Origin of the sequence: Sinomonas cellulolyticus, assembly GCF_014656475.1 — a bacterium.
Classification (GTDB): Bacteria; Actinomycetota; Actinomycetes; order Actinomycetales; family Micrococcaceae; genus Sinomonas; species Sinomonas cellulolyticus.
The window spans coordinates 26,663-39,466 of sequence record NZ_BNCM01000021.1 but is presented as its reverse complement, the minus strand read 5'-3'; the positions used below and the strand labels follow the sequence as shown (position 1 = coordinate 39,466).

Sequence of the window (12,804 nt, the reverse complement as noted above, 5' to 3'; positions counted from 1 at the left end):
ACGACAGCGTTACCGCAGGTCAGCAGGCAGTCCTCTCGAAACCGACCGCAAAGTGACCAAACTCAGGTTCGAGGCGAGCGGGCGGCGTCGTGCGCTTCATGCACCCCCCTTCGGCTGCGGGTGGCCCTCTCCCTGGGCGCGGCGCGAGCGTTCACCCTGTGGCGAACAGCCGTCGCCACGGCGTTCGCGGCACGTAGCATCGAACTACGCAGTGCACCCAAGCTAAAACGGGGAGTTCGAGCAATGTTCGAGAGATTTACAGACCGCGCCCGTCGCGTGGTGGTGCTGGCCCAGGAAGAGGCCCGCATGCTCAACCACAACTACATCGGGACCGAGCACATCCTCCTGGGACTGATCCACGAGGGTGAGGGCGTCGCGGCCAAGGCTCTCGAGTCCCTCAGCATCTCCCTGGACGGCGTCCGGGAGCAGGTGCAGGAGATCATCGGCCAGGGCCAGCAGGCCCCGTCCGGGCACATCCCGTTCACGCCGCGGGCCAAGAAGGTGCTCGAGCTGTCGCTGCGCGAGGCGCTCCAGCTCGGCCACAACTACATCGGCACGGAGCACATCCTCCTCGGCCTCATCCGCGAGGGCGAGGGCGTTGCCGCGCAGGTGCTGGTGAAGCTCGGCGCGGACCTGAACCGCGTGCGCCAGCAGGTCATCCAGCTCCTCTCCGGGTACCAGGGCAAGGAGGCCGCCTCGGCGGGCTCCGGCTCAGGCCAGCCCGAGGGGACGCCGGCCGGCTCGGTCGTGCTGGACCAGTTCGGCCGCAACCTGACGCAGGCCGCCCGCGAGAACAAGCTCGACCCCGTGATCGGGCGTGAGCACGAGATGGAACGCGTCATGCAGGTCCTCTCGCGGCGCACCAAGAACAACCCCGTCCTGATCGGCGAGCCCGGCGTGGGCAAGACCGCGGTCGTCGAAGGCCTCGCCCAGGCGATCGTGCGCGGAGACGTGCCGGAGACCATCAAGGACAAGCAGCTCTACACGCTGGACCTCGGGTCCCTCGTGGCCGGCTCCCGCTACCGCGGTGACTTCGAGGAGCGCCTGAAGAAGGTGCTCAAGGAGATCCGGACGCGCGGTGACATCATCCTGTTCATCGACGAGATCCACACGCTCGTCGGGGCGGGCGCTGCCGAGGGCGCGATCGACGCGGCGAGCATCCTCAAGCCGATGCTTGCCCGCGGCGAGCTGCAGACCATCGGTGCGACGACCCTCGACGAGTACCGCAAGCACATCGAGAAGGACGCCGCACTCGAGCGCCGCTTCCAGCCGATCCAGGTCTCCGAGCCCACCGTGGCCCTCGCGATCGAGATCCTCAAGGGCCTCCGTGACCGCTACGAGGCGCACCACCGCGTGACCATCACGGACGGCGCGCTCGCGGCCGCCGCGAACCTCGCCGAGCGGTACATCTCCGACCGGTTCCTGCCGGACAAGGCGATCGACCTCATCGACGAGGCGGGCGCGCGCCTGCGCATCCGCCGCATGACGGCGCCGCCGGAGCTCAAGGCCCTTGACGAGCGCATCGCCGGGCTCAAGCTCGAGAAGGAGTCCGCGATCGACGCGCAGGACTTCGAGGGCGCCGCCTCGCTGCGCGACAAGGAGCAGAAGCTCATCGCGGAGCGCGCCGAGCGCGAGCGGGCCTGGAAGTCCGGTGACATGGACGGGGTGGCCGAGGTGGACGAGGACCTGATCGCCGAGGTGCTCGCGAACTCGACCGGCATCCCGGTGTTCAAGCTCACCGAGGAGGAGTCCAGCCGGCTGCTCCACATGGAGGAGGAGCTGCACCGCCGCGTGGTGGGCCAGGACGATGCCATCAAGGCCCTGTCCCGCTCGATCCGCCGCACGCGTGCCGGCCTGAAGGATCCCAAGCGCCCGGGCGGCTCGTTCATCTTCGCCGGCCCGACCGGCGTCGGCAAGACCGAGCTCGCCAAGGCGCTCGCCGAGTTCCTCTTCGGCGAGGAGGACGCGCTCATCACGCTGGACATGTCCGAGTTCTCGGAGAAGCACACGGTCTCGCGGCTCTTCGGCGCCCCTCCGGGCTACGTGGGCTACGAGGAGGGCGGCCAGCTCACCGAGAAGGTCCGCCGCCGTCCGTTCTCGGTGGTGCTGTTCGACGAGGTGGAGAAGGCCCACGCGGACCTGTTCAACTCGCTCCTGCAGATCCTCGAGGACGGCCGCCTGACCGACTCCCAGGGCCGTGTGGTCGACTTCAAGAACACCGTGATCATCATGACCACGAACCTCGGCACCCGGGACATCTCCAAGGGCGTCATGACGGGCTTCCAGTCCGGCACTGACAGCAAGACCGGGTACGAGCGGATGAAGTCCCGCGTGACGGAGGAGCTCAAGCAGCACTTCCGCCCCGAGTTCCTCAACCGCGTCGACGACATCGTGGTGTTCCCGCAGCTGACCCAGGAGGAGATCATCGAGATCGTCGATCTCATGGTCGCCCGCCTCGAGCAGCGGCTCAAGGACAAGGACATGGGCATCGAGCTCACCCAGGCCGCGAAGGTCCGGCTTGCCACGATCGGCTACGACCCGACCATGGGGGCCCGGCCGCTGCGCCGCACGATCCAGTCGGAGATCGAGGACCAGCTGTCCGAGAAGATCCTCTTCGGGGACCTCTCCGCCGGCGACATCGTCGTGGTGGACGTCGAGGGCGAGGGCGACGACGCGAAGTTCACGTTCGCCGGCACTCCCCGGCCCGAGCTGCCCGAGGTCGTCACGCTCGCCAAGGGCGGCAGCGGCAAGGAGCTCGGCGCTTAGCCTGCTCGCCGCGCCCCTGAACGGCGCGAGCACGACGTCGGCCCCCCCACCTCGTACGAGGTGGGGGGCCGTTGCGTTGTCCGGAAGGCGGCAACGCGAATAAATCCAATCGCTAGACAAACCTGCTAAGTGAGGGTACTGTCTTTCTTGGTCTCGGATTCCATCGCATCCACTTCCCAGAGAGACGCCATGACCATCCAACTCGAATTCATCACCCTGCAGGACCTCGTGCGCGGAGCCGTGCTCGATCCCCGCGACCCCGGCTACGCGGAGGAGGCCTCCGCCTTCAACGCCGCGGTGGCGCACCGCCCCGACGTCGTCGTCGCGGCGCTCGATGCCGCGGACGTCGTCGCCGCGGTCCGCTGGGCCTCCCTCAACTCCATCAAGCTCGCGGTCCAGGGGACGGGCCACGGCGCGGAGCGCGGCTTCAACGGCGGTGTGCTCGTGAGCACCAAGCGCCTCCGCTCCGTCTCCATCGATCCTCAGGCCCGGACGGCGACCGTGGGAGCCGGTGCGCGCTGGCGCGAGGTCATCGACGCGGCGGCACCCTTCGGGCTCGCCCCGCTGAACGGCTCGAGCTCGGACGTCGGCGTGGTGGGCTACACGCTCGGCGGCGGCCTCCCCGTGCTGGGCCGCACGTTCGGCTTCGCGGCCGAGTCCGTGCTGAGCCTCGACATCGTGACCATGGACGGCGATGCGCGCACCGTGAGCCGCACCCACGAGCCCGAGCTGTTCGATCTCCTCTGCGGCGGCGGCCCCGGCCTCGCCGTGGTGACCGGCCTGACCTTCCGTCTGTACCCGGTCGCCGAGGTCTACGGCGGCGCGCTCATCTTCGACGGACAGCATGCTGAGGCAGTCCTGCGCACGTTCGCGGCCTGGGCCCGCACCCTGAAGGACGCGTCCAACACGGCGATCCGCTTCCTCCGCGCACCGGACGCCCCGGGCGTGCCCCGGGAGCTCGCGGGACGGCTCACGGTCCACGTGAACTTCGCCCACGTGGGCCGCGGGGGCGAGCAGGTCCTCGCCCCCATGCGCGCGGCCGCCCCGGTGCTGATCGACATGGTCGGTCCCCTCCCGTACACGGAGATCGACCGCGTCTACTCCGATCCCGAGGAGCGCCTGCCATTCCTCTCCGGCGGTGCCGGGATCGTGGACCTGGACTGGCGGGCCATCGAGGCAGTCCTCGCCGTGGCCGGCCCGGACGCGCAGTGCGTGCTCCCGCTCGTGGACTTCCGCCTGCTCGGCGGCGCGATGGCGTCCGACGCCGGCCACACCGCCTCGGCGCACGGCCTCGCCTACGCGATGCACGTGGTCGGCGTGCTGGCGCCACCGATCGCCGAGGCGGTCCCGGGGGCCATCGCGGAGGTGCTCGCCGCCATGGCGCCCTATGGCAATGGCCATTGCCCGCGCAACTTCCTCGGCGACCGTGAGGACCTCTCGCCCGCATGGTCGGACGGCATCGCCGCGAAGCTCGCCGCCGCCCGAGAGGAGCTCGATCCCCAGGGGCTGCTCCGCCGGGAGTCCTGACTGTCCAGGCTCCAGGCTGGCTCCAGCTTCGGGCGACCCCGGCGCACGGCGCCCCCTCTCCGCAGGGCGAGGGGGCGTCGTCGTGCGCGGGCCGAGCCCGCTCTGTCCAAGTGTCCGAGGGCCGGGGTACGCTCCAGACACACCGGGCAGAAGCGTACGGACCGTGCGAAGGAGTGCTGCGTTGAAGAAGCTCATCAATGATCCGCAGAATGTGGTGGACGAGTCGGTGGAGGGTTTCGGCATGGCCCACGGCGACCTCGTGAGCGTGCACACCGACCCACTCTTCATCTCGCGCGCGGGAGGCGCGGTGAAGGGCAAGGTCGGCCTCGTCTCGGGAGGCGGAAGCGGGCACGAGCCTCTCCACGGAGGGTACGTGGGCAAGGGGATGCTCGACGCCGCTGTGCCCGGCGCCGTGTTCACCTCCCCGACGCCGGACCAGATCATCCCCGCGACCCAGGCGGCGGACGGTGGCGCCGGGGTTGTCCACATCGTGAAGAACTACACCGGCGACGTGCTGAACTTCGAGACTGCCGGAGAGATGTGCGCCGCCGAGGGGATCGAGGTCCGCACCGTCCTGGTGAACGACGACGTGGCCGTCGAGGACTCCCTCTACACCGCAGGCCGCCGCGGAGTGGCCGGAACGGTGCTCGTCGAGAAGATCGCCGGTGCCGCGGCCGAGCGCGGCGACACGCTGGACGCGGTCGAGGCGGTGGGCAACAGGGTGGTGGCGAACGTGCGCACCATGGGCCTGGCGCTGACTCCGTGCACCGTTCCGCACGCGGGCAAGCCGAGCTTCGAGCTCGCGGACAACGAGATCGAGATCGGGATCGGCATCCACGGGGAGCCGGGCCGCCACCGCGTCGGCCTCGAGCCCGCGGACGCCCTCACCGAGCACCTGCTCACGCCCGTGGTCGAGGATCTGGGGATCGGTTCCGGGGAGAAGGCGCTGCTGTTCGTCAATGGCATGGGCGGCACGCCGCTGTCCGAGCTGTACATCGTGTACCGGGCTGCGGCGAAGCTGCTCGCCGACCGGGGCGTGAGCGTGGAGCGCAGCCTCGTGGGCAACTACATCACCTCGCTCGAGATGCAGGGCTGCTCCGTCACCGTCCTTCGCCTCGACGACGAGCTCACGGCCCTCTGGGACGCGCCCGTGCACACCCCGGCCCTGCGGTGGGGCGCCTGATGGCGGCGGGTGGCGCGGCGGCGCTGGACAAGGCCTGGGCGGAGCGGTGGCTGCGGGAGAGCGCACGCGTGATCGGCGAGCACCGCGAGGAGCTCATCGACCTCGACCGGGCCATCGGAGACGGCGACCACGGCGAGAACATGGACCGCGGCTTCCGGGCCATCGTGGCCAAGCTCGACGAGGACCCCCCGGAGTCGGTGGCAGCGGCACTGAAGATGGCGGCCATGATGCTCATGAGCAAGGTGGGCGGCGCGGCGGGCCCCCTCTACGGGACGGCATACCTTCGCGCCGCCACCGCGGTGGGGGACGCGGCGGCGCTCGACGCGCCGGCGGTGGCCGCCATGCTGGCCGCGGCACGGGACGGCATCGTCTCCAGGGGCAAGGCCCAGCCGGGGGACAAGACGATGGTGGATGCGTGGACCCCGGCCGTGGAGGCCGCGGGTGCCAGCGGCGAGCCCTCCGACGGGCTCGCCGCGCTCGGCGCCGCCGCCGACGCGGCAGAGCAGGGTGCGCAGGACACCAAGCCGCTTGTGGCACGGAAGGGCCGCGCGAGCTATCTGGGCGAACGCAGCGCGGGCCATCTCGACCCGGGCGCCGTCTCGACCTCGCTCATCCTCAGGGCCGCTGTCACGGCTGCCAGCGGGCAGGAGGGCGGGGGCCAGGGCGGCAGCGGGGACGGCGCATGAGCCCGGTCGGACTGCTCATCGTGTCGCACTCGGCGCGGCTCGCCGAGGGCGTCGTCGAGGTGGCCGCCCAGATGGCGGAGGGGGTGCCGCTCGTCGCGGCAGGCGGCACGGACGACGGCGGAGTGGGCACCTCGTTCGAGAAGGTCATGGACGGCATCGGGGCGGCGGACGCCGGGGAAGGGGTCGTCGTCCTGACTGACCTGGGCTCCGCAGTCATGACGGCCGAGTCGGTGCTCGAATTCCTCGAGGAGGACCAGCGCTCGCGGGTCCGCATCCCGGACGCAGCTCTTGTGGAGGGGGCCGTTGCGGCTGCGGTCGCGGCGAAGGCCGGAGCGGGGCTCGACGGGGTCGCGCGCGCCGCCGAGGAAGCGGTCCGTGGAGCGGAGGCCGAGGAGCCGCCCGAACTCGGGGAGCCGACCGAATCGGCGGTGCTGACCCTGAAGAACCCCATGGGGCTGCACGCGCGCCCCGCCGCCGTGCTGGCCGGCCGCCTCTCTGCCTTCGACGCGGAGGTGACGGTCAACGGCGTCGACGGCCAGTCCGTCATGGCGCTGATGGGCCTCGGCGCAGGCAACGGGCAGCAGCTCGTGGTCGAGGCCTCTGGGCCCGACGCCTCCAAGGCGGTCGCCTTCGTCAAGGACCAGGTCGAGGCCGGCTTCGGCGAGCTGTGACTCGGGGGCACGGCCCTGGGGTACTCCCCGAAGAGAGCAAGGCGTGAAAGAACTGTTTCACCAAGAGTGAACGGGTCTGTGCTTTGCGCCACACTGAGGGTTGAATCGTCCGCATGAGCGCCCACGACCAGCCTGCCGAAGACCAGCCTGCCGCACCCCAGCCCGAGACCCCGTTCCACGACCTCGACCACTACATTGCGATTCCCAGGATCTCCGGGCTCGCCCTGAGCCCCGACGGCACGCGACTGGTCACCACGGTCGCGACCCTCAACGGCAAGGGAACCGAGTACGGCACGGCGCTGTGGGAGATCGACCCCACCGACGAGGCCCCTGCCCGCCGCATCACCCGCAGCGCCAAGGGCGAGGCGGGCGCGGCATTCGCTGCGAACGGGGACCTCTTCTTCACCTCGGCGCGGCCTGATCCGGAGAAGCCGGACGAGGACCCGGTCAACGCGCTGTGGCTCCTGCCCCGTGCGGGCGGGGAGGCGCGGGTCGTGCTCAGCCGGCCCGGCGGCGTCGAGCGCGTCTTCACTGCGCGGAAGGCTGACGCGACGTTCGTGCAGGCCTCCGCGCTGGCCGGCAGCACCGACGAGGCGGACGATGAGGAGCGCAGGAAGGCCCGCAAGGAGGGCAAAGTCTCGGCGATCCTCCACTCCTCGTACCCGGTCCGGTTCTGGGATGCGGACCTCGGGCCGGCCCAGCCGCGCCTGTTCGCGGTGGAGCGTTCCCAGGCCGAGCCGGAGCCCGGCAAGCCTGGCACCGTGGACGAGGCCCCCGCCCTCGAGCTGCGCAATCTCACCCCGGACATCGGCGCGGGGCTGCGGTTCTCGGAGACGTTCGCGAGCCCCGACGGGCGCACTCTCTACGCATCGGTCGCGCGGCCGCTCGCCAAGGGCGATCTGCGCAGCGAGATGGTCGCGATCGACGTCGCCTCCGGAACGCGGCGCGCGGTGCTCGCCGAGGACGGGATGGACTACATCCCGGGCCCGGTCAGCCCGGACGGGCGTACGGTCGCCGTCGTCGTCGAGCCCCACACGACGCCGACGAACGCCTACCGCTCCGAGCTGCACCTCCTCGACGTCGAGAGCGGGCAGCTGCGACGCCTCGCCCCGGAGTGGGACCGCATGGCGCACCCCGCGGACTGGCTCCCGGACGGATCCGCCCTCATCGTCACCGCCGACGACGGGGGCCGCTCGCCCGTCTTCCGCATCGACGTCGCCACGGGTCAGGTGGCGAAGGTGACGCACGACGACGCGGCCTACACCGACGTCGTCGTCTCACCGGACGGGGCGAGCGCCTATGCCGTGCGCAGCTCCTACCTCTTCCCGCCCGAGGCCGTGCGCATCGACCTCGGCTCCGGTGAGACCACACGGCTGCCGAACCCGGCGGAGAGGCCCACGATCCCGGGCCGCCTCGAGGAGGTCACCGCGACGGCCGAGGACGGGACCCCGCTGCGCGCCTGGCTCGCCCTGCCGGACCCTTCCGGATCGTCCGGCGAGACGGCAGGCACGTCTGGCTACGGCGGCCGCCACCCCCTGCTCCTGTGGATCCACGGTGGTCCGATCGGCTCGTGGAACGCCTGGACGTGGCGCTGGAACCCATGGCTGCTCACGGCCCAGGGGTACGCGGTGCTGCTGCCCGACCCCTCGCTGTCTACGGGGTACGGGCAGTCGTTCATCGACCGCGGGTGGGGCCGGTGGGGCTCCCAGCCGTTCACCGACCTCATGGCGATCACCGACGCGGCACTCGAGCGTGGGGACCTCGACCCGGAGCGCACGGCGGCCATGGGCGGGTCGTTCGGCGGGTACATGGCCAACTGGGTCGCGGGCCACACGGATCGCTTCCGCGCGATCGTGACCCACGCGAGCCTGTGGGCCCTCGACGCATTCGGCCCCACCACGGACATGGCACTCTACTGGTCCCGTGAGATGGATGCGGCGATGATGGATGCCAACTCGCCGCACCACTCGGTGGAGCGGATCAGCACGCCCATGCTCGTGATCCACGGCGACAAGGACTACCGCGTGCCCATCGGCGAGGGGCTGCGGCTGTGGTGGGAGCTGCTCTCCGCCTCCCAGCTGGCCGCCGACGACGAGGGCCGCACCCCACACCGGTTCCTGTACTTCCCCGATGAGAACCACTGGATCCTGCAGCCGCAGCACGCCAAGGTCTGGTACGGGGTGGTCAGTGCGTTCCTCGCCGAGCACGTTCTGGGGGAGGAGCGGGAGCTGCCGAAGGAGCTCGGGCTGTAGCCGCGGCGCGGCGGGCCGGGCGACGGCCGCAACTAGGATTGGGCGCATGACCGACACCGCCACCGCACCCGCCGCTCCGCCGTTCACGCTGCGGCGGGCGCGAACCGGCGACGTCGCCTCGATCAAGGGCCTCGTCGCCCCGCTGGCGGAGCGGCGGATCCTGATCTCCAAGGAGTCGGTGGCGTACTACGAGTCGATCCAGGAGTTCTGGGTTGCCGAGACACCCGAGGGCGTCCTCATCGGATGCGGGGCCCTGCACGTGATGTGGGAGGACCTGGCCGAGATCCGCACCCTGGCCGCGGCGGACTCGTGGCGCGGACGCGGCGTCGGCCATGCGCTCGTCGAGCGGCTGCTGGGGGTGGCGCACGACGTCGGCGTGCAGCGGGTCTTCTGCCTGACCTTCGAGGTGGGGTTCTTCGAGCGGCACGGGTTCGAGGTCATGGCCGACCAGTCCGGTGTGGACCCGGAGGTCTACTCCGAGCTCCTTCGCTCCCACGATGAAGGCATCGCCGAGTTCCTCGACCTCGCGCGGGTCAAGCCGAACACCCTCGGCAACACGCGCATGATCCGGTGGCTGCACGGGCGGGCGCGCGAGTAGGCGGCGCCTACGGGCTGTCCCCGACCCGCCTGTCAGGGCAGGCGCAGATGCCCTTCGGCCTCAACCGCGAGCCCGTCTGCGAGCAGCCCGGCAAGGGCCCGTTCGAGCTGGTCGGGCCCCGTCCCGAGTGCGTGCAGCCTGGTGATCGCGTCCCGGAGCGGGCCGCCCGCCTCCGCGAAATGGTGGGTTGAGCCGGGTGCGGAGGGCTCTGACCCTGCCGAACCCACCATTTCCCGGTCGAGGAGTTCCCGTGTGACCGGCTGCTCGGCGGCGCGCAGCACCGCCATGACCGCGCCGCGGACCTGCCGGTCCGTGCCGTGCCAGGCCTGGCCACGCGGCGTGTACGTGGGCGGCGGCTCGCCGGCTGCGCGCCACGCGCAGGCCCCCGCCACGGGGCATTCGGCGCACCGCGGGGACCGGGCGGTGCACACGAGCGCCCCGAGCTCCATGACCGCGGCGTTCCACACCACGGAGCGTTCGCGGTCGGCGGGAAGGAGAATCGCGGCACGGCGCAGTTCAGCGGCGGTGAGGGACGGCGCGGGCAGCGCCTCGCCTCCCACAAGCCGTGCATGCACGCGGCGGATGTTGGTGTCCACCACCGTGGCCCGCCGTCCGAAGGCGAAGGCCGCCACGGCCGCCGCGGTGTAGGTGCCGACGCCGGGCAGCGCGAGGAGGCCCTCCTCGGTGTCCGGCAGTTCGCCGTCGTGCTCGGCCGCGATGACCGTTGCCGCGGCGTGCAGCCGCAGCGCCCTCCGCGGGTACCCCAGCCGCCCCCATGCCCGCACAGCCTCCCCGGCCGGCTCCGCGGCGAGGTCCGCCGGGCGCGGCCAGCGAGCCATCCATTCACGCCACACCGGCAGGACGCGCACCACGGGAGTCTGTTGGAGCATCACTTCGCTCACGAGCACGCCCCACGGCGTCCGGTCGTGCTCGCGCCACGGGAGGTCGCGGGCCTCTGCCCCGAACCAGTCCTCGAGCGCCGCATGCAGCGCCCGCAGCTGCTCGGGGTCCCGTGCGCCGTCGGGCGCGGGCGCTTCCGGCTGCGCACGACGGCGGGTAGCGGCTGTTGCTGGCACGGCACCTCTTCGTGGGGTCATCATCTGGTTCTGTCGGCCGTCAGGAAACAGGCGGCTCGTTTCCCCTGCGGCGTGCCGTCCACTGTAGCCCGAGTATGGCGGCAGCGGCGTGCCGGGACGGCCGGGCTCCCGCGGGATCCGTAGCCTAGAGGCATGGCACGGCAGGGCAAGGGCGGAGCAGGCACGCGCGGATCAGGGAGGACGCGTCCGGCTCCGCGCCCCCGCAAGGTGAGCCCCGCCGTGTACCGCAGGCGGCGAATCGCCGTCCTCGTGCTCATGGTCCTCGTGCTCGGTGTGCTCGGCGTCGGTGTCTGGGCCGCCGCCGTCGACGTGGGTTCAGTGGCCGACGATGCCCGCAGAACGGGGACCGTTCCCGTCGCGGATCCTGCCGCCACGCCAGAGGCCAGGTCCGCGACGCCGTCGCCCGACGCCTCCGCCAACGCCGCGCCCACGTCCACCGGAACGGCGACGGCGATGCCCGACGCCTCGGCGTCGCCAGCGGCCAGTGCGACCACCGGCACGGCGACCGCGAGCGCCGGGCCCTGCGACCCCCACCTCATCACCGTCTCCGCGTCCACCGACAAGCCGAGCTACGCCCCGAACGAGAAGCCGGTCTTCACCCTCAAGGTCACCAACGGGAATCCCATGCCGTGCGAGGTCAATGTGGGGACCAAGCAGATGGAGTTCCTCGTGGTGAGCGGCACCGACCGGGTCTTCTCATCGAAGGACTGCCAGGCCGACGCGCAGGACCTGCCCAAGACGATCGCCGCCGGGGCTTCCGAGACCGCGAACTTCCCGTGGGCCCGCGTGCGCAGCACCGAGGGGTGCAAGGCGGCCACGGTCCAGCCGAAGCCCGGAATCTACGTCATGACCGCGTCGCTCGGCGCGACGACGAGCTCGAAGGCCGTCTTCGAGCTCAAGTAGCCGCGCAGCTCAAGTAGCCGGCGGGCAGTCTGAGACTCAGAGGAAGCGGTCCAGCAGGCTCGCCTCCGCCATCCTGGACAGTCCCTCGCGGACCGTGCGGGCGCGCTGCTCGCCGATCCCATCCACCGTCATGAGGTCCTCGATGGTCGCGGCCATGAGGTTCTGCAGGCCGCCGAAGTGGTCCACCAGACGGTCGGCGACGGCGCGCGGCACCGGCTTCAGGCCCGAGATGAGGCGGTAGCCGCGGGGCTGGACCACGGCGTCGAGCGTCTCGGTGCCGCCGGCGTAGCCGAGGACCGCGGCGATCTTGTTCAGGTCGATGAGGTCCACGCTCGAGAGCTCCATGAGGGCCTCGACCGCTGAGTCGATCGTCTCGGGGGAGGCGTCGTCGCCCGCATAGTCGCGGATCACGACGTCGGCGCCGGGTCCCAGCCCAGCCGTGAGCTCCTCGAGCTGGAGCGCCAGGAGGCGCCCGTCGTTGCCGAGCTCGAGCAGGTACTGGGAGATCTCCTCCGAAATGCGCTTGACCATCACCTGGCGCTGCAGGGTCTGCGCCACGTCCCGTACCGTGACCATGGCCTCGATCTCGAGAGCGGAGAGGGAGTGCGTGACCTGGTCGAGGCGCGCCCGGTACCTCTCGAGGGTCGCGAGGGCTTGGTTCGCGCGGGCGAGGACGCGTTCGGAGTCCTCGATGACGTGGCGGATGCCCTGGACGTAGAGGGCGATGATGTGCATCGACTGGCTCACCGAGACGACAGGGAGCCCGGTCTGCTTCGCAACCCGCTCGGCCGTGCGGTGGCGGGTGCCGGACTCGTGCGTCTCGATGGACGAATCGGGCACGAGGTGCACCCCGGCCTTGACGATGGTCCGGGCGTCCCGGTCGCACACGATCGCGCCATCCATCTTGGCGAGCTCGCGCAGACGCGTGGGCGAGAACTCGATCCCGATCTCGAACCCGCCGGAGCACAACGCCTCGACGCCGGGGTTGTACCCGAGAACGATGAGGGCGCCCGTGCGACCGCGCAGAATGCGCTCGAGGCCGTCGCGCAGGTCGGTTCCGGGTGCGACCCGGGCCAAGGTGGCTTTCAGCACGTCCTCGGGGGTCCGAGCCATGAGAGTTT

At 71.2% G+C, this 12,804-nt stretch carries 10 protein-coding genes; 8 read left to right on the top strand and 2 right to left on the bottom strand.

Going from position 1 to position 12,804, the window contains the following annotated elements:
- Positions 1-243 precede the first annotated feature (243 nt).
- The 7 genes from IE231_RS17540 to IE231_RS17510 all read left to right on the top strand — a co-directional run bounded on the left by IE231_RS17540 (position 244) and on the right by IE231_RS17510 (position 9,683).
- The gene (locus IE231_RS17540; RefSeq protein ID WP_189695292.1) at positions 244-2,766 is read left to right on the top strand and encodes an ATP-dependent Clp protease ATP-binding subunit; all 2,523 of its coding nucleotides are present in this window, start codon (positions 244-246) and stop codon (positions 2,764-2,766) included.
- A 189-nt stretch (positions 2,767-2,955) separates the two neighbouring features.
- Positions 2,956-4,293, top strand: coding sequence for an FAD-binding oxidoreductase (locus IE231_RS17535; RefSeq protein ID WP_189695291.1), 1,338 nt, complete (start codon positions 2,956-2,958; stop codon positions 4,291-4,293).
- Positions 4,294-4,474: 181 nt separating this feature from the next.
- The gene (gene dhaK / locus IE231_RS17530) at positions 4,475-5,476 is read left to right on the top strand and encodes a dihydroxyacetone kinase subunit DhaK (protein ID WP_189695290.1); all 1,002 of its coding nucleotides are present in this window, start codon (positions 4,475-4,477) and stop codon (positions 5,474-5,476) included.
- A complete protein-coding gene (gene dhaL / locus IE231_RS17525) occupies positions 5,476-6,162 on the top strand; it encodes a dihydroxyacetone kinase subunit DhaL (protein WP_189695289.1) in 687 nt (228 codons plus the stop codon). The genes dhaK and dhaL overlap by 1 nt, the downstream gene beginning before the upstream one ends.
- The gene (dhaM, locus tag IE231_RS17520; protein ID WP_189695288.1) at positions 6,159-6,833 is read left to right on the top strand and encodes a dihydroxyacetone kinase phosphoryl donor subunit DhaM; all 675 of its coding nucleotides are present in this window, start codon (positions 6,159-6,161) and stop codon (positions 6,831-6,833) included. The genes dhaL and dhaM overlap by 4 nt, the downstream gene beginning before the upstream one ends.
- 113 nt (positions 6,834-6,946) lie before the next feature.
- Positions 6,947-9,085 (top strand): S9 family peptidase, encoded by a 2,139-nt coding sequence (locus IE231_RS17515; protein ID WP_189695287.1) that lies wholly within the window; start codon positions 6,947-6,949, stop codon positions 9,083-9,085.
- A gap of 46 nt (positions 9,086-9,131) precedes the next feature.
- Positions 9,132-9,683, top strand: a complete 552-nt coding sequence (locus IE231_RS17510) for an amino-acid N-acetyltransferase (protein ID WP_189695286.1) — start codon at positions 9,132-9,134, stop codon at positions 9,681-9,683.
- A gap of 32 nt (positions 9,684-9,715) precedes the next feature.
- On the opposite strand, the gene IE231_RS17505 is transcribed toward IE231_RS17510, so the two are convergent.
- Complete coding sequence (locus tag IE231_RS17505; RefSeq protein ID WP_374189473.1) at positions 9,716-10,759, bottom strand: iron-sulfur binding domain-containing protein; 1,044 nt, start codon at positions 10,757-10,759, stop codon at positions 9,716-9,718.
- Positions 10,760-10,912: 153 nt separating this feature from the next.
- Between IE231_RS17505 and IE231_RS17500 the strand changes: the two genes are divergently transcribed.
- Positions 10,913-11,683, top strand: a complete 771-nt coding sequence (locus tag IE231_RS17500) for a hypothetical protein (protein WP_229867390.1) — start codon at positions 10,913-10,915, stop codon at positions 11,681-11,683.
- Positions 11,684-11,719: 36 nt separating this feature from the next.
- Here IE231_RS17500 and disA read toward each other — a convergent pair whose 3' ends face one another.
- Complete coding sequence (gene disA / locus IE231_RS17495) at positions 11,720-12,796, bottom strand: DNA integrity scanning diadenylate cyclase DisA (protein ID WP_189695284.1); 1,077 nt, start codon at positions 12,794-12,796, stop codon at positions 11,720-11,722.
- Positions 12,797-12,804 lie beyond the last annotated feature (8 nt).